Annotated in this window: 19 protein-coding genes; 4 read left to right on the top strand and 15 right to left on the bottom strand. The window is 64.5% G+C overall.

The features are described 5' to 3' along the window. Positions 1-50 precede the first annotated feature (50 nt). A complete protein-coding gene (locus tag AC1RHV_RS28605) occupies positions 51-728 on the top strand; it encodes a hydrolase (protein WP_192328961.1) in 678 nt (225 codons plus the stop codon). A gap of 55 nt (positions 729-783) precedes the next feature. Further along, the gene (gene ycaC / locus AC1RHV_RS28600) at positions 784-1,410 is read left to right on the top strand and encodes an isochorismate family cysteine hydrolase YcaC (protein ID WP_054457839.1); all 627 of its coding nucleotides are present in this window, start codon (positions 784-786) and stop codon (positions 1,408-1,410) included. A gap of 79 nt (positions 1,411-1,489) precedes the next feature. Here ycaC and AC1RHV_RS28595 read toward each other — a convergent pair whose 3' ends face one another. Next, positions 1,490-2,638: a sterol desaturase family protein gene (locus tag AC1RHV_RS28595; protein WP_175181995.1), complete on the bottom strand. Its 1,149-nt coding sequence runs from the start codon at positions 2,636-2,638 to the stop codon at positions 1,490-1,492. A gap of 256 nt (positions 2,639-2,894) precedes the next feature. Here AC1RHV_RS28595 and AC1RHV_RS28590 point away from each other — a divergent pair, with 256 nt between their 5' ends. Both AC1RHV_RS28590 and AC1RHV_RS28585 read left to right on the top strand, forming a co-directional pair. Next, a complete protein-coding gene (locus AC1RHV_RS28590; protein WP_013395499.1) occupies positions 2,895-3,119 on the top strand; it encodes an HP1242/YdcH family protein in 225 nt (74 codons plus the stop codon). Positions 3,120-3,298: 179 nt separating this feature from the next. Beyond that, on the top strand, positions 3,299-3,901 hold the full coding sequence (locus AC1RHV_RS28585) for a LysE/ArgO family amino acid transporter (RefSeq protein WP_460360887.1): 603 nt from the start codon (positions 3,299-3,301) through the stop codon (positions 3,899-3,901). Between the two features lie 27 nt (positions 3,902-3,928). On the opposite strand, the gene AC1RHV_RS28580 is transcribed toward AC1RHV_RS28585, so the two are convergent. From AC1RHV_RS28580 to AC1RHV_RS28515, 14 genes are all read right to left on the bottom strand, one after another. Further along, a complete protein-coding gene (locus tag AC1RHV_RS28580; protein WP_054457842.1) occupies positions 3,929-4,243 on the bottom strand; it encodes a hypothetical protein in 315 nt (104 codons plus the stop codon). A 101-nt stretch (positions 4,244-4,344) separates the two neighbouring features. Continuing rightward, positions 4,345-4,998, bottom strand: a complete 654-nt coding sequence (locus tag AC1RHV_RS28575) for a TetR/AcrR family transcriptional regulator (protein WP_054457843.1) — start codon at positions 4,996-4,998, stop codon at positions 4,345-4,347. Between the two features lie 42 nt (positions 4,999-5,040). Continuing rightward, positions 5,041-6,480, bottom strand: a complete 1,440-nt coding sequence (gene lpdA, locus AC1RHV_RS28570) for a dihydrolipoyl dehydrogenase (protein ID WP_119450637.1) — start codon at positions 6,478-6,480, stop codon at positions 5,041-5,043. 6 nt (positions 6,481-6,486) lie between these two features. After that, a complete protein-coding gene (locus AC1RHV_RS28565; protein WP_054457845.1) occupies positions 6,487-7,212 on the bottom strand; it encodes an ABC transporter ATP-binding protein in 726 nt (241 codons plus the stop codon). Beyond that, complete coding sequence (locus AC1RHV_RS28560) at positions 7,205-9,019, bottom strand: branched-chain amino acid ABC transporter ATP-binding protein/permease (RefSeq protein WP_166738336.1); 1,815 nt, start codon at positions 9,017-9,019, stop codon at positions 7,205-7,207. Before AC1RHV_RS28560 ends, AC1RHV_RS28565 begins: the two co-directional genes overlap by 8 nt. A 5-nt stretch (positions 9,020-9,024) precedes the next feature. Next, a complete protein-coding gene (locus tag AC1RHV_RS28555) occupies positions 9,025-9,909 on the bottom strand; it encodes a branched-chain amino acid ABC transporter permease (protein WP_054457847.1) in 885 nt (294 codons plus the stop codon). A gap of 66 nt (positions 9,910-9,975) precedes the next feature. Further along, complete coding sequence (locus AC1RHV_RS28550; RefSeq protein ID WP_054457848.1) at positions 9,976-11,187, bottom strand: ABC transporter substrate-binding protein; 1,212 nt, start codon at positions 11,185-11,187, stop codon at positions 9,976-9,978. Positions 11,188-11,259: 72 nt separating this feature from the next. Continuing rightward, complete coding sequence (locus AC1RHV_RS28545) at positions 11,260-12,618, bottom strand: MmgE/PrpD family protein (RefSeq protein WP_492302410.1); 1,359 nt, start codon at positions 12,616-12,618, stop codon at positions 11,260-11,262. A 37-nt stretch (positions 12,619-12,655) separates the two neighbouring features. After that, the gene (locus AC1RHV_RS28540; RefSeq protein WP_492302408.1) at positions 12,656-14,149 is read right to left on the bottom strand and encodes a long-chain-fatty-acid--CoA ligase; all 1,494 of its coding nucleotides are present in this window, start codon (positions 14,147-14,149) and stop codon (positions 12,656-12,658) included. Positions 14,150-14,222: 73 nt separating this feature from the next. Then, a complete protein-coding gene (locus AC1RHV_RS28535; protein WP_054457850.1) occupies positions 14,223-15,398 on the bottom strand; it encodes an acyl-CoA dehydrogenase family protein in 1,176 nt (391 codons plus the stop codon). Between the two features lie 5 nt (positions 15,399-15,403). After that, positions 15,404-16,624 carry a dihydrolipoamide acetyltransferase family protein gene (locus AC1RHV_RS28530; protein ID WP_054457851.1) on the bottom strand — a complete coding sequence of 407 codons (1,221 nt, stop codon included), beginning with the start codon at positions 16,622-16,624 and terminating at the stop codon, positions 15,404-15,406. A 3-nt stretch (positions 16,625-16,627) separates the two neighbouring features. Next, the gene (locus AC1RHV_RS28525; protein WP_175161581.1) at positions 16,628-17,413 is read right to left on the bottom strand and encodes an enoyl-CoA hydratase/isomerase family protein; all 786 of its coding nucleotides are present in this window, start codon (positions 17,411-17,413) and stop codon (positions 16,628-16,630) included. Between the two features lie 14 nt (positions 17,414-17,427). After that, on the bottom strand, positions 17,428-18,402 hold the full coding sequence (locus AC1RHV_RS28520) for an alpha-ketoacid dehydrogenase subunit beta (RefSeq protein ID WP_125471424.1): 975 nt from the start codon (positions 18,400-18,402) through the stop codon (positions 17,428-17,430). Position 18,403: 1 nt separating this feature from the next. Further along, positions 18,404-19,375: a thiamine pyrophosphate-dependent dehydrogenase E1 component subunit alpha gene (locus AC1RHV_RS28515; RefSeq protein ID WP_119450671.1), complete on the bottom strand. Its 972-nt coding sequence runs from the start codon at positions 19,373-19,375 to the stop codon at positions 18,404-18,406. Positions 19,376-19,451: the final 76 nt, after the last annotated feature.

Genomic DNA, 19,451 nt, shown 5'->3' with positions numbered 1-19,451 from the left:
GGCCAGCGTTGCTCCTAGCATGGTTAGCCCCACGTCAACAGGAGCACACCATGAGCGTCCCCGCCAACTTCAATGGCCAGCGCCCCGTCATCGATCCCAACGATGCCGCCATGCTGCTGATCGATCACCAGAGCGGCCTGTTCCAGACGGTTGCCGACATGCCGATGACCGAGCTGCGCTCGCTGGCCGGCGCGCTGGCCTCGATGGCCACCCTGGCGAAGCTGCCCGTCATCACCACCGCTTCCGTGCCGCAGGGCCCCAATGGCCCTCTGATTCCTGAAATCCATGAAAACGCCCCGCACGCGAAATATGTCGCGCGCAAAGGCGAAATCAATGCCTGGGACAACCCTGAATTCGTTGCCGCGGTCAAGGCGACCGGCCGCAAGACCCTGATCATTGCCGGCACCATCACCAGCGTCTGCATGGCGTTCCCCGCCATCAGCGCGGTGGCCGAGGGCTACAAGGTCTTCGTGGTGGTCGACGCCTCGGGCACCTACAGCAAGATGGCCCAGGAAATCACGCTGGCGCGCGTGGTGCAGGCCGGCGTCGTGCCCATGGACACGGGCGCCGTCGCGGCGGAACTGCAAAAGACCTGGCACCGCGAAGACGCGGCCAAGTGGGCCGAGGTCTATACCAAGATCTTCCCGCCCTATCAGTTGCTGATCGAAAGCTACAACCGGGCCCAGGAAGTCATCAAGAAGGGCGAACAGCTCGACTCGCAGCGTTGAGTCCGCCCGGTTTCCCGCGCGCCGCAGGGCGCGCAATTCCCTCATGGAGTACGCAATGACCAAGCCCTATGTGAAACTCGACAAGACCCAGGCCGCGGTGCTGCTGGTCGACCACCAGGTGGGCCTGCTGTCCCTGGTCCGGGACTTCCAGCCCGACCAGTTCAAGAACAACGTCCTGGCGCTGGCCGACCTGGCCGAATACTTCAAGCTGCCGACCATCCTGACCACCAGCTTCGAAGACGGCCCCAACGGCCCGCTGGTCCAGGAGCTGAAAGACAAATTCCCCAAGGCGCCCTACATCGCCCGCCCGGGCAACATCAACGCCTGGGACAACGAAGACTTCGTCAAGGCCGTCAAGGCCACCGGCAAGAAGCAGTTGATCATCGCCGGCGTCGTCACCGAGGTCTGCGTGGCCTTCCCGGCGCTGTCGGCCCTGGAGGAAGGCTTTGACGTGTTCGTCGTGACCGACGCGTCCGGCACCTTCAACGAAGTGACCCGCAATGCCGCCTGGAGCCGCATGGAACAGGCCGGCGCACAGCTGATGAGCTGGTTCGGCGTGGCCTGCGAACTGCACCGCGACTGGCGCAACGACATCGAAGGCCTGGGGACGCTGTTCTCCAACCACATCCCCGACTACCGCAACCTGATGGCGGCCTACTCCACCGTCAAGGGCAGCAGGTAAAGTCCCTGCCGGCCGCGCCCGGGCGCATGGCCGGCTGGCTCGGACTTCCACGGCGGCGCGCATCGGGCGCGCCGCCGTTTCATTTCTTGCGGGCGAAAGGGTAGGCCTGCTGCGCCAGGAACGTGCCTGGCATGTCGTTATCCAGGATCCCGTAGTTCTCGGGCAGGCGCTTGCTCACGCCGCGCACCGCCGTGCCGAACGCGTAATCGATGAACGAGAAGTGGGCGGCGTAGTTGCGGTCGATGGCCTCGGTATCCGAGGAATGGTGCCAATGGTGGAAGTCCGGCGTCACAATGATGTAGCGCAGCCAGCCCCAGGGCAGCCTCACGTTGGAATGGATCAGCACCGCCTGGAAGCCGACGATGATGATGTAGGCGTCCAGCACCGGCTTGGAAAAGCCCAGCGCGAACAGCACGCCCAGCACCGCGACCCGCGTGATCAGCAATTCGACGATGTGCAGGCGCGAACCGGCCAGCCAATCCAGGGTACGGGTACTGTGGTGCACCGCGTGGATGCGCCACAGGAACGGCACCTCGTGATAGGCGCGGTGCGCCGCGTACTGCACCAGATCCGCCACCAGCACGGCCACGAACAGCTCTGCCAGGTAAGGCAGCGACACGATGGCCTGCTGCAGCGGTTCGTAGGCCGCCCAGGAAAACAGCCGGTGCACGAAGAAGTTGATGCACAGCAGCACCGCCCCCACCGACAGGTGGTTGAACAGGAAGTGCTTCATGTCCACCTGCCATTCGCCGCGGAACACCGGCTGGCCCGGATACAGCGGGAACAGCTTCTCGAAAATGATGAAAACCGTGCTGGACGCCAGCAGATCCAGGATGAACCAATCCAGCCCCAGATAGGGATGGTTGCCCGTATTGGACGTGGTCACCACCACGTTGCTGCCCCCCGCCGCCACTGCGCCGCACACCAGCACGAAGGCCGCGATGTTCAGCCAACGCTGGCGGCCCAGCACGGTGTTGGCCAGCGCGATGCTGCCCGAAATCAGCAGCGCGGTGAACAGCAGGGCCCGCATCGCGTCCACGTTGTAGAAGCTGCGCAGCTCCGGAGTGGTCAGGTAGGCGGGGAAATGGAACGCCAGGACGCCCAGGACCGCCAGGATCGCCAGGAACAGCGCGATCACGCCGCTCATCATGCCCGTACCCGGATGGATCCTCCCGTCCTGCTTGAAAAGCTGTAAGACTTGGCGAAGGATGGACGCGCGCTGATTCATTTCAAATTTATGGCAGACCACGGGGAAGCGAGTTTATCGCCGGGGACGGATCTTCATGTAATAAAACGTGATCAGGCACGACAGAATGACGCCCTTGCCAGCGCCTTGCGCGACATCAATTCTCGGACGGACTGCAAGCACCCGGATGGTTGACAACGGCGCGGGGTTGGCGTGTCATGGAATCGAAAGCTTTATGGATCATCAGGTTCCCCGGTTTCCCGCAGTGCCCATCAACCGGTTCTTTAAAGAGGCCCCTATGTTCCCTGAATACCGCCACCTCATTACCCAACTGAAATCCGAAAACGCGCATTTCTCCGCGCTGTTCCAGCGTCACAATGACCTGGACCAGGAAATCAAGAACATGGAGGCCGGCATCCAGCCGGCGTCGGGCAACGAGGTTGAAGTGCTCAAAAAAGAAAAACTGCACCTGAAGGACAAGCTGTACGGCATCCTGCGCGCTGCCGACCAGGGCGGCAGCTGAAAGCATCGCTTCGCTTCGGGCGGCATCGGGCCAAGCCGGCTCCGTGCCGCCATCGCCGGCCCTCCCTGGCCACCGAGACGTGTACGGCTGAGTTAGGATTACTAAATAAGGATTAGGATAATTAGTTTTCCTAATCTGATCTCAAAGGCTAGTCTGTCGCCCTTCGCTGAAGGGTATCGATGACCACCGCCTACATTCCCGGATTCCTGCTCGGCCTGAGCCTCATCATGGCGATCGGCGCGCAAAACGCTTTCGTCCTGCGCCAAGGCCTGCGCCAGGAACATGTCTTTGCCGTCTGCCTGACCTGCGCTCTGTCCGACGCCATCCTGATCAGCGCCGGCGTGGCCGGCTTCGGGTTGGCCGTGGGCGCACTGCCCTGGCTGGAACCCGCCCTGCGCTACGGCGGCGCGCTATTCCTGTTCGTCTACGCCGCGCGCAGCCTCATATCGGCGCTGCGCGCCCGCCACGACAGCCTCGAGCCCTCATCCACCCAGACCGCCGGACGCGCCGCCGCGCTGGCGACCTGCCTGGCCCTGACCTGGCTCAATCCGCACGTGTACCTGGACACCGTGGTGCTGCTGGGTTCGGTCTCCAGCCAGTACGACGGCCACAAGACCGCCTTCGCGCTGGGCGCGATCACGGCGTCCTTCGCCTTCTTCTTTGCGCTGGGCTATGGCGCGCGCCTGCTGCGGCCCATCTTCGCCAATCCCAATGCGTGGCGGGTGCTGGACGGCTGCGTCGCCGCGGCCATGTTCGCCATCGGACTGAAGCTGGTGCTCTGAACGCCTGGGCCGAAGCCCCTGCGCGGCCTAGCGGCTCTTGCCGGACCCGGCGGATGCGTTCACGTAGTCCTTCACCGTGCGGTCCTTGTTGAAGATCACGGTCAGCGTCTGCTGGTTGTCCATCGCGCCGTAGGCGCTATTGTCGAAATAGAACCAGGTGGCCGTCGTCAGCCCATCGCGACCGACGCCCTGCGACCGGGGCGGGCCGTAGTCCCGGACCATCTCTTCGTAGGTGGTGACGTTGAGCTTGATGGCGGCCACCTTCGATTCGGTCAGCAGGTCGCTGGAACCGCTGGCGCAGCCCGTCACAAGGGCGGCCACGAAAAGCAAGGATGTTCTCATTCTATTTTCCCCGGTCTGGCGGGCCGCGCAGGGGCGGCCGGCGTATTTGCGCTTGCTGGATAGACCGAGATTAGAACGTAAATTTTCGCCCTGCGGTGCGCCTATTCCACCTGCATCTTGCCGATGTCGGGTGCGAACGCCTCGGGCGGCTTGCTGGCGATGGAGCGGCACAGCAGTTCGGACATGCCCTTGGCCAACTGCTTGTTGTTCCATTCACCCGCGTCCGAATACCACTTCGGCACCCAGTTCACCGCGCCAAAAATGGAAAAGATAGCCAGCTTGGGATCGCACTGGATGATGCTGCCGTCCTCCATCCCTTCGCGCACGAAGGCGCGCAGCTTGGCCTCAAAGCGGTCGCGCTGCTTGACGATCTCGGCGCGGTCATCGGGCTCTAGCGCGTGTTCCTCGGTGATGATGACGCAGCGGCTCATTTCGCTGAGCGTCACCTCCAGGTACTCGCGCAACGCCAGCTGCAGCTTTTCCAGGCCGGTGCCGCCATGGCGTTCCGCCGCTTCGATGGCCTCGAAGCCTACTCTCAAAGCCTCGGCGAACGCCTCGTACAGCAGGGCGTGCTTGTTCGGAAAATAGTGGTAGAGCGCCGCCTTGGTAACGCCCAGGCTGGTCGCGATGTCTCCCAGCGAAGTGGCGTGGAACCCTTTCTGGTTGAATGCGGCAATCGCCTGGCGCAACAGCGCTTCGCGCTTCAATTGGTGCATCGCCTTGTGCGTGGGCACCGAATTATTCCATGTTGCCACTGATCAAACCCTCCCGGTGAATTGCGTGGACCGGCCGCATATTTAACTTTTTTTCCCGGAGAGGAACAACTCGGTGAGCGTCCCCTCGTATGCCTCGGCCGCGAATGCCAGCGTCTCCGACAAGGTCGGGTGCGGGTGTATGGTGAGCGCAATGTCGCCGGGCTCCGCTCCCATCTCGATGGCCAGCGCCGCCTCGGCGATCAGGTCGCCAGCCTGCGGCCCCACCATGCCTACCCCCAGCAAGGCGCGGGTCTGCGGATCGACCAGGATCTTGGTGAGACCTTCGCCGCGCCCCAGGCTCAGCGCTCGGCCGCTGGCGGCCCACGGAAAGCTGGCCGACTCGAACGCCACGCCATTGAGGCGCGCGGCTGTCTCGGTCAAACCTACCCAAGCCACTTCCGGATCCGTGTAAGCGACCGCGGGAATGACCTTGGCATCGTTGGCAGCTTTCTTGCCCGCCGCGATCTCGGCCGCCACCTTGCCCTCGTAGGCCGCCTTGTGCGCCAGCATCGGTTCGCCGACGACGTCGCCTATGGCAAGAATATGGGAGACATTGGTACGCTGGCGCTCATCGACGGGTATGAAGCCGCGTTCATCCACATGGACTCCCGCCCGATCCGCGCCGATCCTGGCCCCGTTGGGCCGGCGGCCGGCCGCAACCAAGACGGCATCATACACCTGGGGTCCGGCGTCTTGCGGCCCGCTGAACACGACGTGCACCCCATCCTCCCGGGCGCTGGCCGACACCACCCGCGTCCCCGTCAGGATGGCCTCATAGCGGCCCGCCACCCGCTGCGCCAGGGGCTGCACCAGGTCGCGGTCGCATCCCGGCAAAAGACCGTCGGTCAGCTCCACCACTGTGACGCGGACGCCCAGCGCCGCGTACACCGTCGCCAGTTCCATGCCAATGATGCCCCCGCCCACCACCAGCAGGCGCCTGGGCACATCCGCCAGCGCCAGGGCGCCGCTCGAATCCATGATGCGCGGATCTTCCGGCCAGTCCGGCAGGCGCACGGGGTGCGAACCCACGGCAATGATGGCCTGGCGAAAGTGCACAGAGGGGCCGCCGGCGACCTCCAGGGTGTTGGGTCCTGCAAATTGCCCCCTTCCGTGCACGACACGGACCTTGCGCCGTCGGGCCAGGCCCGCCAGTCCGCCGTTCAGCTTGGCGACCAGCGCTTCTTTCCACTGTCGCAGCTTGTCCAGACGGATGCGGGGCTCGCCGAATTCGATGCCCAGCTCGTGCAGGCCGCGCGTCTCTTCCAGGGCGCGGGCCGCGTGCAACAGCGCCTTGGAGGGAATGCAGCCCACATTCAGGCATACGCCTCCAAGGCCGGGCCGATCTTCGACCAACGTCACCGACAGCCCCAGGTCCGCGGCGCGGAAGGCTGCTGTATAGCCGCCCGGCCCACCGCCCAACACCAGCAGCTCGGTATCGATACTCCCGCCCGTGGGCGGCCTGTCCTTCTTTTCCGTCTGCATGTCTGCCTATTCCGTTCTGCCCGCGCCCAGATAGGCGCTGGAAAGCTCCGCGCCGGCGCTGCCCGTCAGCACGTCGCGCGTGCCCTCGAAGACCGTCTTGCCATGTTTGAGCACATAGCCGAAATCCGCCACCCTGAGCGCCAGGCTGGCCATCTGCTCGCTGAGCAGCACCACGCGGCCGCCCTGCGCGCAGTACTGCTTGATGAAATCGAAGATCTGCGCCACAACAATGGGCGCCAGTCCCAGGGAAGGCTCGTCCAGCAACACGCAACGTGGTTCGTGCAAAGTGGCCATGGACAGGATCAGCATCTGCTGCTGGCCCCCGCTAAGGGTCCCAGCCTTCGCCGTTCGGCGTTGCGCCAGGACCGGGAAATTGCCGTACACCTGTTCCACGGCGACCTTGAAGTTTCCCTTTGGTTTGCGGAAATGCCAGGCTGTGATCAGATTTTCCTCGACGGTGTGCTGGTGGAAGATGCGCCGACCCTCCATGGCATGAGCCAGCCCTCGCCGCGCGCGTTCATGCGGCGGCAAGCGGGATATGTCTTCTCCATCCAGCAGAATCTGCCCGCCCTTGATCGGCGTGACTCCGGATATCGCCCGCATCAGCGACGATTTGCCGGCGCCGTTGGCACCGATCAATGCGGTGATGCCATCGGGGCGGGCGGTCAGGCTGACACCGCGCACGGCGTCGATTGCACCGTAACTTACCTGCAGATTGCGGACTTCAAGCATGGACGGGCTCCTCAACGCCAAGATAGGCCTGGATCACGGCCTGGTCGGCGCGCATGCCGTCCATGTCGCCCCGATAGATTTCCTCGCCGGCTTCGAACACCACCACCTCCTCAACCAGTTCGGCCAGGAAATCCATGTGGTGATCAATGATCATGATGGCCACGCCATGGTCACGCGCCAGGCGGACCAGCCTGATAAGGTGTTCCGACTCCACCTCCGACAGGCCGGCGGCAGGCTCATCCAGCAGCAGCAGCTCCGGATCGCTGGCCAGGGCGCGGGCGACCTCGGCCAGGCGCTGGATGCCATAGGGCAGTTCGCTCATGATGGCGTCCGCATGGCCGGCCAGCCCGGCCGCCTGCATCAAGGCTTCGACCTGGCGCAGCAATGCGCCCTCTTCGCGCCTTGCGCCTGGGGTATTGAACGCCGCGGCCAGCGCGCCATGCCGATAGCGCCGATGGGCTCCCATCAGGATGTTCTCGCGCACGGTAAAGCTGGGCACGTTGCGCGGATCCTGGAAGGTACGGGTAATGCCCGCCTGCGCAACCTTGTACGAGGGCCAGCCCGCGATGTCCCGGCCCTTGTACAAAATGCGCCCCGAGGTCGGCGCATAGATGCCGCTGATGACATTGACCAGGGTGCTCTTGCCGGAACCATTGGGCCCGACCAGCGCGGTGATGCTGCCGGCGCGCAGCTCGAGCGACACGCCCGCCAGCGCGCGCAGGCCCGAGAATTCCATGACCACGTCTTCAACCCGCACCAGCGCTTGCTGCCTTTCGGCGCCCGCGGCGGCCTGCCGCTGCGACAAAGGCGGCTCAGCCTCGACCGGCGCCGCGAGGCGCAACTGGTCGAACTTGCTGTAGCGCGTCTGCGTGCGCAGCAGGCCGGCAAGCCCTTTGGGCAGCAAAGTGAAGATGAACACCAGGATCAGGCCGTAGACGATGTACTGATAGTCATTGAAGGCCTGGAGCTTCTGCGGCAAGTAGGTGAACAGCACCGCCCCATACACCTGGCCTGCCAGCGAACCCAGCCCGCCCACGATCGACATCACCAGGATCTCGATGGACCGCATCAGGCCAAAGCTTTCCGGCGTCAGGTAGCCGATCATGTGCGCATAGAAACCGCCAGCCAGGCCGGCCAGGCCGCCGCTGATCGCATAGGCCGCGCGCTTGACGGCAGCCTGGGAGATGCCCAGCGATCCCGCCGCGATTTCGCTGACGTGCACGGCATAGAATGCCCTGCCGAAATGGCTTTTGACGAAGTTGCGCAGCATCAGCATGACCACCAGCAACACTGCCAGCAGGATGCGGAAATAGGCCACGGTATCGATGGTCCAACCGAAGATCTGTAAGGTGCCGATCTGCGACGAAGGTATGCCCCGCATGCCCATCACTCCTCCCGTCACGCCGCGCAGTTCGCGCGCCAGCTCGTAGACAATCAGGCCGAAACCCAGCGACATCATCGCCAGGTAGAACTCGCGCACGCGGCCCGCCGGGCCCGCCAGCAGCAGGCCGACTGCCGCCGCCCCGAAGGTTGCCAGGAACAGCGCCACCGGAAACGGCACTCCCCAGGACTTCATCGCGATCGCGCTGGCATACGCGCCGATGGCGAAGAATCCTGCATGGCCCAGCGAGATCTGCCCGCTGATGCCGGTCAGCAGATTGATGCCCTGGGCGAGCAGGATATTGATGATGACGAAACTCCACATCTGCACCGTGCCAGTGGCGACATGGCCGGCGCCTATCGCCAGCGCCACGGCCAGCACGCCCAGCGTCCAGGAGTTCGACAGGATTTTCCCCAGCTGTTTCATCGTCGTCACACCTTCACGGTTTCGCGCTTGCCGAACAGGCCCTGCGGCCGGATCGTCAACACGCCTATCAAAAGCACGAAAGCCACGACCTCGGCCGCGGCGGGCGAGACGTAGCCCCCCACCAGCTTCTCCAGGATGCCGAGGATCAGCCCGCCCACCAAAGAGCCGAACGCGCTGCCCATGCCGCCCATGACCGCGGCGACAAAAGCCAGGATCAGCAGATGCAGGCCGAAATTCGGATCCACCGTGCCCGACACCTGCGACACCAGGATGCCGGCGATGCCAGCCAGCACGCCGCTCACCAGAAACGAGAAGACCACCACGCGGTAGACCGGTATGCCCATGAGCGACGCCAGGTCGCGATCGTGCGCGACCGCGCGCACGCCGTAACCCCAGATGGAATGGCGCAGGAACAGCTCCATCAGGCCGACGATCATCACACTGATGACGAACACGGCGATGTACTGCAGCGAAATGTAGGCGCCCATGAACTCCACCGTGTCGGTGCTGCTGAAGAGCACGTCCGGAAACGCCACAGCCTGTGTCCCGAACAGCCAGCTCGCCACACCCTGCAGGAAGATGCCTATGCCGAGGGTGGAGACCACCCACCCCATGCTGCCGGCAATGCGCCGCGTGGGCCGCACGCCGACCACCTCGACCACCCACAGGATGAAGGCCGTGGCCAGCAGCGACACGCCCACCGCCAGGAACACGTTGACCCCGGCGCCGACCATGACGGCCGTCAGCATCGCCCCCGCCATCAACACCGAACCCTGTCCGAAATTGAGCACGCGCGTGGTCCAGAACGTCAGGTTCAGGCCCAGGCCGATCAACGCATAGGCGGCGCCGACGCTCAGGCCTGACACGATCATTTGGATAAAGAAATCCATATCACCATCATCCATACAGACGGGCGCGGCCCGGCGCCTCATGGCGCCGGACGCGCGACATGCCAGTTACTGGGCGACCGGCTGCAGCCGGACCTTGTCGTCCTTCTTCACGTACTCGAACACCTTGACGCCATCCGTCTCGATGCCGTGATGACGGCTCTTCGAGAAGTTGTAGGTGGTGTTGACGCCCTGGAAGTCCTTGATCGATTCGATCGCCGCGATAATGGCCTTGGGATCGGTGGAGTTGGCCTGGCGTATGCCTTCGAACAGCACATTGGCCGCGTCGTAGCCGTTGGACACCGAGATCGCCATGAACAGCTGCGGATTCTCCGGGTCGTTGCCCCACCAGCGGTCGGCGCCGTACTTCGCCTTGTAGGCCTTGGCGAAGTCCGCCGCCGCCGGACGCATGGGATTGCCGAACGCGCCGATCATCGTGCCCAGGGTGCCCAGGGTCAGATCGCCCGCGCCCTCCTGGTAGGGTTGCCCCAAGGCGCCATTGGAGGCGACCAGCGGCACGTTCACGTTCAGCCGCGCCATGGTCCTGCGCAACACGGCCAGGTCCTTGCCCAGGCCGATGGCGGCGATCGCATCGACGTTGGCGCGCTTCATGCGCGCCACCTGCGCGGTCATGTCCTGTGCGCCCTGGTTGTAGGAATCCGTCGCAACAGGCTTGGCGCCGCCGTTCTTGCCTATGGAGGCAGACAGGTAATCGACTCCGGTCACGCCGTAGGCCGTGCTTTCGTGCACGATGCCGATGCGCTTGAAGCGCTTGGCCAGGTATTCGCCCATGGCCACGGCCTCGATGTCGTTCTGCAGCGCGAACGAAAACACATTGGGCCGCGGCTTTTCTCCGGTCTTCTCGCCCGCATAGGTCACAACCGGCGTCTGCGCGATGGGGTTCATATAGGGGCGGCCGTCGGCCTGGGCCATGTCGATCACAGCCAGGGTCGGTCCGCTGCCCGCCGGACCGATGATGCCGACAATATCCTTGTTGTCCAGAATGGCGCGCATGTTCTGCACCGCGCGGTCCGGATTCAGCTGGTCATCCAGCAGCATCGCAATCTCGATCTTCTTGCCGTTGATGCCGCCCTTGGCGTTCCATTGTTCGACGGCGAGCTCGACGGCGCGCCGGTTACCTTCGCCAAACTCGCTATAGGGGCCGGTCAAGGCCGAGGTCATGCCGATCTTGACCGTATCCGCCGCCAACGCGGCCCCCGAAACCAAGGCCGCCACGGCGGCCGCCAACCACGCAGGCGTGGATTTCCTGTACCAGGACATGTCGTCTCCTCCTAGGTTCTTGCACGTTGTAGTAACGCGCCCCGAATTCTCGAAGCGCCATCCACTGGCCTCTCAGCGGGCCGTCTGGATCTCTTTGAAGGCGGCAAGGACGTCTGCCATTTCCGCCCGTGGCAGTTCGGCCGCGAAACGTTCGATATGGTCATAGGCGCGCTGCGCCACACCGGTCTCTTCGCCGATGCCGCGTATCAGCGCGGACACCCGGGTCCGGTCGTAGCTGTATTCCGTGTGGTCGGTGTCCAGCCGCACTATCAGAGGTTCGCTCTCACCCTCCAGTTCCGCTTCGAGGCGGCAGGCCAGCAAGCCGAGAGCATCGTCGGCATGCAGCCGGATCCGCGGGATCAGGCTTGCCACGGCCGTGTCGCCGAATTGCGCCATATGCGCGATGGTTGGCGTTCCATGCAGCAAGGTCGTGGCAACGCAGAACTGCGTGCTCATGAGCGTTCCGGAAATGCTCTGGAACGGTCCCTCCTTGTCCATGCCCGCATAGCCCACGACCGTAGGGTTCAGGTATACGCGCAGGGTCCTCAGGGCGCTGGCGCGCGTGCCCAGCAGGTCCCGCAGCCGCAGGCAGGCGCGGACCGGCGTCTGGTTGAGTGCGCAGACGGGGTATGGCTTGAAAGTCACCTTGAGCAGCGACCAGTCCTTGCCCAAGCCGCCGGCTATGGCAGCGACATCGCATTCGGCCCTGACGAAGGCACGTGCGAAGCCGGACTTGCCCTCGAAGGCGCCGTCCGCGGATACGGAACCATGGGCCGCCAGCGTCGCCGCCGCCAGCCCGTTGCGCCCGGCCATTCCAACCTGGTAGCGCCATTCGTCGGTGCCATCGCCGAAAGACTGCAGGATGCCGCCTGTGAACGAGGCGGCGTTGGACAACGCCGCCGCAGTGCGCTCCTCGGACAAGCGCCATAACCGGGCAACGGCAGCCGCGGCGGCGACCGTGCCGTACAGCGGCGAAGCGCGCAAGCCTGCGGCGGTCGTCCGGGCCGAATAGGCAGATTCCAATGCGCCGCCGATTTCATAGCCTGCCACCAATGCGGGCAGGAAATCCTCCATGGCCCCTTCGCCGTGCTCCACCAGCGCTGTCAGGAGCGGCAGCAGGATGGCGCCGAAATGTGCCACGCCGCAGGTATCTTCCTGCGCCCTGCCATGGAACAGCGCGGCATTGGCAAGCGCCGCACCCGCCACCGTACTGCGGCGGCCGCTGCCAAGCAGCGTGGCGCCGCCGGGACGTTCACCGTCCATCGCCAGGACGGCCCGCTCGGCCACGTGGAAGAACGGCGTGGGATGCGAGCCTAATGCAATGCCGTAACCATTGAGCACGCAGGCGCGGGCCTTTTCCACCACGGGTTCAGGAAGGCTGTCGACGGTCAGACCCGTCGAAAACGCCGCGAATTTTCTGGCCAAACTCATGTCTTCTCCCCCTGCTTTCTTATGTGTTTGCCGCGTGTCAGCCGTTGTAGCGATCGCGTAGCACGCGCTTGAGGACCTTGCCGGAAGGATTGCGCGGCAGTTCCTCCACCACCTTCAATTCCCGGGGCACCTTGAAGTTGGCCACGCGCTTGCGGCAATGCCGGTCCAGCTCTTCCAGCGTCAGCGTGTGCCCGGGGTTGAGCACCACCACCGCAGTGATCCGCTCGCCCCACTGCTCGTCGTGCACGCCGATGACCGCGGCTTCGGCGATCTGCGGCATTTCGTAGAGCACGGCCTCGACTTCGCTGGAGGCCACGTTCTCCGCGCCAGTCAGGATCATGTCCTTGGTCCTGTCGGTGACGAACAGGAATCCCTCATCGTCCAGGTAGCCCACGTCCCCGCTGCGCAGCCAATCTCCGAAGAAAGCTTCAGCGGTTTTCTCGGGTGCGTTCCAGTAGCCCTTGGTCACCTTGGGCCCGCGCACGCAGATCTCGCCTTTCTCTCCGGCGGACAACCAGCGGCCCTCATTGTCCGCAATGCGGATCTCCACATGCGGCAATGCACGCCCGGTTGAACCTATCTTCTCGAGCTCACGGCCGGGTTCCATGAGCGTGTCGCCGCTGCAGGTTTCCGTCATGCCGAAGCCATCAATAAAGCGTCCCCGGGTAAACACGCGGGTGAAGTCTCGGATGCGGGATTCCGGCGTCTTTTCGCCTCCGGCAATGCACCAGCCGAAGGTATCGAGGGAGTACCGTTCGGGGTACTGCACGGCCAGCACGCGGCTCAACATGACAGGGGCCATCCAGCCGCAGGTGAGGCCATGGCGCTCGATGGAAGCAAGCACCGCTTCCGGGTCGAACTCTCGGTGCACGCACAGCGTGCCGCCCACCCACAGCACCGCGATACCTGGCAGGTCGAAGGCGCCGACGTGATAAAGCGGGCCCACCACCAGCAGGCGCTCCTGGTGCGTCAGGCCCAGCGCGATCACATGGTCGATCGATTTCCAGTGGAGGTTGCCGTAGGTATGCATCACGCCCTTCGGGCGCGAGGTGGTGCCGGACGTGTACATCAGCCGGACCAGGTCGTCCTGTGCCGTGGCGGCCGGTTCTGGCACTTCCCGCCCTGGCTTGCCAAGACTGCGCGAATCGGCCTGGCCCTCCGCGTTCAGCACTACCTTCGGCACTTCCAGGGCCGCCACCTCCGCGAACTCCTCGTCCACGAAAAGCAGCCTGGCGCGGGCGTCGGCAAGAATGTAGGCGGCCTCGGGCGCCGCCAGCCGGTAGTTGATGGGAAGGAACACCGCGCCCAGGTAGCTGGCCGCAAACGCCAGTTCCAGGAAGGCGGCGCTGTTCTTCATGAAGAGCGCCACCACGTCGTTGCGGCCTATGCCATGCGACTGAAGCAACGCCGCCGCCTGGCGGATGCGTTCATGGAAGTCGGCATAGCTGATGGCTTCATCGCGATAGATGATGGCGGCGCGATCGGGGGTGCGCCGGGCGTGATAGGCGATGGCTGCGCTCAGATTGAGCATGGTGGGTCTCCCTTGGATGGCGGCTCGGCGCGGGTGGCGGCCTGGGCCGGTCCCGCATCTCGATTCTGGCGCTTCAGTATGACTTCGGCATGCCGAGATCGTGTATGGCGATGTAGTTCAGGATCATTTCTTCCGACACTGGCGCGAACTTGAACAGCCTGGCGTCGCGCCACAAGCGCTCCACATGGAATTCACGCGCATAGCCCATGCCGCCCATCGTCTGCATGCTGCGTTCGATGGCATGGCTGGCAGCCTGGGAGCCTATCAGCTTGGCAATGTTGGCCTCGGTGCCATAGGGCAAGCCCTGGTCGCACAGCGAGGCCGCGTTCAGGTTCATGAGCCGCGCGCACTGCAGTTCCGCATGCGATTGCGCCAGGGGGAATTGCAGACCCTGGTATGCACTGATGGGCTTGCCGCCAAACACCTTGCGGTCGTTCGCGTACTGCACCGCCAGGCGCTCCGCCAACCTGCCCGCGCCGACCAGGCTGGCAGTCGTCACGATGCGCTCGGTATTGAGCACGTCCAGCAATTCGCGAAAGCCCTTGTCCAGCGTGCCCACCAGTTCATGTGCTTCGATGCGGACATTGTCGAAGAACACCGAACATGCGCTGAGCGTCTGGGTGCCCACCTTCTCGATGGCCGAGTAACTCAGGCCCTCGCGTTCGACGTCGATCATGAACATGGAGATACCGTCCGTTGGCCGCGCCCCTTCGACGGGTTTGGCAGTGCGCGCCACGACCAGCATCTTCTGCGCGGCATCCACGGCGGTGATCCAGATCTTCCGTCCATCCAGGCGCCAGCTGCCATCGGGCTGGGCAGCGGCGAAGCTCTTCATGGCCAGCGTGTTGGTGCCGGCATCGGGTTCGGTAAGCGCCATGCAGAAGTTGATCTTGCCGCTGGTCAGGCCGGGCAGCAGTTCGCGCTTCATCTGCTCGCTGCCGAACCTGGAAATCGGCACGCCGCCGAAGATGGGATTGATCATGAATAGCTGGCCCAGCGTCGAACCGCCGCCGCCTGCGGAAAGTTCCTCGACGATGAGCGCCAACTCCACCATGCCCAGGCCGGATCCGCCATGCTCCTCGGGCAGCGCCGCGCCTGCCAGGCCGGCCTCGCAAATGGCTTGCCAGCACGCCTGGGGGAACGCGTTCTTGCGGTCCTGTTCGTACCAGTATTCCACGCCATACGTTTCACCAATGCGGCGCGCGGTCTCGACTATCAGCTTCTGCTCGTCCGAAAGCGAAAAGTCCATGTGATCTATCCTTGAGTATGGGTACGCAGCAGCCGGTAGGGGTCCTGCAGCAATTCGATGACGTGATTGAGGAATTTCAGTGCGCCCGCACCGTCGTGCAGCCTATGGTCCGCTGCCAGCACCAAGCCCATTTCGCGCCGCAGCGCGGGCGCGCCTTGCGAGTCGGGCCGGAATATCTCGCGAATGCTGCCCACGCCCAGGATGGCCGACTGGGGCGGGTTGATGATGGGCGTCATGTATGTGACGTTGAACATGCCCGCGTTGGAAATCGAGATGGCGCCGCCAATCATGTCCTCACGGGTGGCATTGCCCGAGCGCACGCGTTCGAGCAATGCATCCGACTGCCGTGCGATGCCGTCCAGCGTGGCGCCTGCCAGCCCGTGCAGGACGGGCGCCATCAGCCCGCGCTCGGTCGTGACCGCCACACCGACGTCAATGGCCTGGAACTGCACGATATGGTCGTCGTTCCAGATGCGGTTCTGTTGCGGCAAGGCCTCGAGCGCCCGCGCCACCGCGGCGATGACGAAGTGGTTCAAGGTCAACCGGGGTGCGTCAGCTTGGCCATTCAACCGGCCGCGCAAGGCGAGCAGCTCGCTGACTTCCGCTTCGGCCGAGAGATAGAAATGAGGTACCTGCTTGGCTTGCGTCATGCGGCGGGCCATGGACTGCACCAGCCCGCTGGCGGTGACTCGCTGGCCGACGTCCTTTGCCGCAACCGTCAGTTCGTCGGCGCTCTTCGCCAGCGCCGCCGGCGCTCCCGCCTGGCGCACATCGGCCGCCTTGATGCGTCCGCCAGGCCCCGTGCCGCCGACCTTCGCCAGATCCACGTCCAGTTCACGGGCCAGGCGCCGCGCCAGCGGCGTGGCCACGATGCGGCCGCCCACGACTGGCGCCGGCTCGACGCACGCCGGCACGGCCGGCTTGGTCATGACGGTTGCCTCCTCCCCGGCAGCAAGGCCGGGTTCCTGCTCCGCCCGCTGGCCCGGGCCCGTCCAACGCGCGACCACAGCGCCGACTGGAACGGTTTCGCCCGCCTGCACCAGGATCTCGCCAATCTGCCCGTCTGCCTCCGCCGCGATTTCGTTGGCGACCTTGTCGGTCTCCACCACGAACAAGGGATCGCCAGCCTTGACCTGGTCGCCAGCGGCCACGCTCCATTCGATCAACATGCCCTCGGTCATGGTCAGGCCGAGCTTGGGCATCAGCAGGTCATTCAGCGCGCCCATGGGCTATTGCCCCGCGAAGCGCGCTTCGCGCTTTTCAAGGAATGCACCGATGCCCTCATGCGCGTCGCGCGTGTCCAGCACCAGGCCTATCATGGCTTGTTCGTGCGCCAGCGCATTGGCCAGGGGCATGTCGGCGCCGTCGCGCAGCGTGCGCTTGAGCAGCTTCAGCACCAGCGGCGACTTGCCTGCTATCTGCTCCGCCAGCGCCAGAGTCTGCGCCATGAGTTCGTCTTTCGGAACTGCGCGGTTGGCCAGGCCCATGCGCACCGCATCGGCGGCGCTGATGCGCCCGCCCGTGAACATCAGCTCCTTGGCCAGGCAAGGCGCGACCTGCCGGATGATGCGCTGCGTACCGCCCGCCCCCGGGAACAGGCCCAGGTTTATCTCGGTCAGCGCAATCATGGCGCTGTCGGCCAGGATGCGCAGGTCCATGGCCAGGAGCAGCTCGGTGCCGCCGCCCAACGCCCAGCCGTTGACCGCAGCGATCGTCGGCTTGTCGCTGACTTCGATGCGCCGGAACACGCGATGGATATCCTCGGCGAACTCCTGGTAGTGCGCCAGCCCCTGGCGTGAATTCAGGTCGGCCAGGTCGCCTCCCGCCACAAAGGACTTATCGCCGGCGCCCGTGATGACGATGACGCGGCAGTCGTCGCTGGCTTCCAATGCGGCGAAAGCCCGTTCCAGTTCGATCAAGGTTGGAATGTCCAGCGCGTTGTGCACCTTCGGCCGATTGATGGTGATGATGCCGACGCGATTGCGGACTTCGGCAAGAATGCTGGGTTCGTTCATGCTGTCTCCTGGGTTCACGCGCAGAGCTTGCGCGCGGCGGCTATGACATCGGCCTCTTGGGGCTGGTACTGTTCTTCGAGCGATGGAGCGAATGGCACCGGAACGAAGGGCGCCGCGACACGAGCGATGGGCGCGTCGAGTTCGTCAAAACCTATGTCCGCCATTCGTGCAGCGATCTCGGCGCCGACCCCGAATGCCTCCACGGCTTCGTGCACGATGAGCAGCCGATGGGTGCGTTTGAGCGATGCCAGCACCGCCTGTTCGTCCCAGGGCTGGATGCTGCGAAGATCCAGCACCTCGGCCTCGATGCCATCGGCAACCAGGGTCTCGGCGGCCCGCAAGGCCTTGTGCACGGTCGCGCCGTAGCTCACCACGGTCAGGTCTCGGCCCGGGCGTGCAACCCGGGCGCGGCCCAGCGGTATCGGTCCGGCATCATCGGCCACCTCGCCCTTGAGGGCATACAAGGCCTTGTTCTCCACGAACACCACCGGGTCCGGATCGCGAATGGCTGACTTCAGCAGGCCATAAGCATCGGCGGGGTTGCTGGGGCACACCACTTTCAGACCCGGAATGTGGGCAAACCATGCTTCCAGGCATTGGGAATGCTGCGGCCCCGCGCTGATGCCGCCGCCATGCGGGGTGCGCACCACCATGGGCACGCTGGCCTGCCCGCCAAACATGTAGCGAGCCTTGGCCGCCTGGTTGACCAGCGCGTCCATGGTCAGCGTCATGAAGTCCATGAACATGATTTCAAGCACGGGACGCAGACCGGACAGAGCCGCTCCCACTGCCGCGTTGGCCATGGCGGCTTCGGAAATCGGCGTATCGCGGATGCGGTCCGGGCCAAAACGGGCATGCAGCCCGCGCGTGACGCCGAACGGCCCTCCGGCTTCGGCGATGTCTTCGCCGAACAGGAACACCGTGGGATCCTCCTCCATGCACTCGGCCAACGCGCGGTTGATGGCATGGGCAAAACGTAGTTCAGCCATCTCAGTTCGCCTCGTTCATGGTGTAGACATCATTGCGCGCGTCCTCCCACACGGGCTGGCGCCCCATGCGCGCGCGTTCGACCGCGCGTTCGACCTGAGCCTGGACCTCCTCGAACGCCTGTTCGCGCTGCGCCTTGGCGACCCCGTTCTGATCCAGCACCGCTTCGAAGCGCGCTACCGGATCATGCTCGCCCAGGCCCTCGATCTCTTCGGAAGGGCGGTACTTCTGGGGATCCCCTTCATAGTGGCCGCGCCAACGGTGAGTGATGCACTCCAGCACCCGCGGACCTTCACCGGCGCGTATGCGCGCCACGGCCGCGCTGGCGGCGTCGGCCACCCCCAACACGTCGTTGCCGTCGATTTTTTCGTGGGGTATGGAAAAGGCGGCCGATAGCTTGTCCAGCGGCGCCACGAACTGTTTGTGGGTGGGAGAAAACTCGGCCCAACCATTGTTCTCGCACAGGAACAGCAACGGCAGGCGCCACAGCGCAGCCAGGTTGAGGCTTTCATGCAGCACGCCTTCGGCCATGGCGCCGTCGCCAAAGAAGGCCACCGCCACGCAGTCCTTTTTCTGCACCTGATGGGCCAGTGCGCTGCCCAGGGCTATCGGTATGCTGGCGCCGACGATGGCGTTGGCGCCCAGCATGCCGATGGACAGGTTGGCGACATGCATCGAACCGCCACGGCCCTTGCAGATACCCTCTTCGCGCGCCATCAGCTCCAGGAAGAAATCTTCGATGTCGATGCCCTTGGCCAGGGCATGACCATGGCCACGGTGGGTCGAGGCGACGGTATCGTCCGCCCGCAGCACCATACCCATCGCAGCGGCGACGGCCTCCTGGCCGATGCTCAGATGGATGAAGCCGGGCACCTCCCCGTCCGCGAACAAGCGTCCGAGCCTGAGCTCGGCCAGCCGGATGCGCAACATGCGCCGGTATGCGTCCAGCAACTGCTCTTTGTTGGCGCTAGCCACCATTGCCTCCTCGTAACAACCGCTATTTTTGATTCCATGCCGCCTGCCTTGGCGCCATGCTGTTACATATAAGTTA

This window comes from Achromobacter sp. GW823-FHT04E03, assembly GCF_058796095.1.
The sequence above is the reverse complement of the archived record's forward strand: the minus strand, read 5'-3'. Positions and strand labels throughout refer to the sequence as shown.

What these genes read in the sequence shown, in the direction of transcription:
- AC1RHV_RS28580 (WP_054457842.1), bottom strand. Translation starts at nt 4,243, where the DNA reads ATGAGAACATCCTTGCTTTTCGTGGCCGCCCTTGTGACGGGCTGCGCC.
- ycaC (WP_054457839.1), top strand. Translation starts at nt 784, where the DNA reads ATGACCAAGCCCTATGTGAAACTCGACAAGACCCAGGCCGCGGTGCTG.
- AC1RHV_RS28540 (WP_492302408.1), bottom strand. Translation starts at nt 14,149, where the DNA reads ATGCTCAATCTGAGCGCAGCCATCGCCTATCACGCCCGGCGCACCCCC.
- AC1RHV_RS28585 (WP_460360887.1), top strand. Translation starts at nt 3,299, where the DNA reads ATGACCACCGCCTACATTCCCGGATTCCTGCTCGGCCTGAGCCTCATC.
- AC1RHV_RS28555 (WP_054457847.1), bottom strand. Translation starts at nt 9,909, where the DNA reads ATGGATTTCTTTATCCAAATGATCGTGTCAGGCCTGAGCGTCGGCGCC.
- lpdA (WP_119450637.1), bottom strand. Translation starts at nt 6,480, where the DNA reads ATGCAGACGGAAAAGAAGGACAGGCCGCCCACGGGCGGGAGTATCGAT.
- AC1RHV_RS28535 (WP_054457850.1), bottom strand. Translation starts at nt 15,398, where the DNA reads ATGGACTTTTCGCTTTCGGACGAGCAGAAGCTGATAGTCGAGACCGCG.
- AC1RHV_RS28550 (WP_054457848.1), bottom strand. Translation starts at nt 11,187, where the DNA reads ATGTCCTGGTACAGGAAATCCACGCCTGCGTGGTTGGCGGCCGCCGTG.
- AC1RHV_RS28605 (WP_192328961.1), top strand. Translation starts at nt 51, where the DNA reads ATGAGCGTCCCCGCCAACTTCAATGGCCAGCGCCCCGTCATCGATCCC.
- AC1RHV_RS28590 (WP_013395499.1), top strand. Translation starts at nt 2,895, where the DNA reads ATGTTCCCTGAATACCGCCACCTCATTACCCAACTGAAATCCGAAAAC.
- AC1RHV_RS28560 (WP_166738336.1), bottom strand. Translation starts at nt 9,019, where the DNA reads ATGAAACAGCTGGGGAAAATCCTGTCGAACTCCTGGACGCTGGGCGTG.
- AC1RHV_RS28530 (WP_054457851.1), bottom strand. Translation starts at nt 16,624, where the DNA reads ATGGGCGCGCTGAATGACCTGCTGATGCCCAAGCTCGGCCTGACCATG.
- AC1RHV_RS28595 (WP_175181995.1), bottom strand. Translation starts at nt 2,638, where the DNA reads ATGAATCAGCGCGCGTCCATCCTTCGCCAAGTCTTACAGCTTTTCAAG.
- AC1RHV_RS28545 (WP_492302410.1), bottom strand. Translation starts at nt 12,618, where the DNA reads ATGAGTTTGGCCAGAAAATTCGCGGCGTTTTCGACGGGTCTGACCGTC.
- AC1RHV_RS28565 (WP_054457845.1), bottom strand. Translation starts at nt 7,212, where the DNA reads ATGCTTGAAGTCCGCAATCTGCAGGTAAGTTACGGTGCAATCGACGCC.
- AC1RHV_RS28520 (WP_125471424.1), bottom strand. Translation starts at nt 18,402, where the DNA reads ATGGCTGAACTACGTTTTGCCCATGCCATCAACCGCGCGTTGGCCGAG.
- AC1RHV_RS28525 (WP_175161581.1), bottom strand. Translation starts at nt 17,413, where the DNA reads ATGAACGAACCCAGCATTCTTGCCGAAGTCCGCAATCGCGTCGGCATC.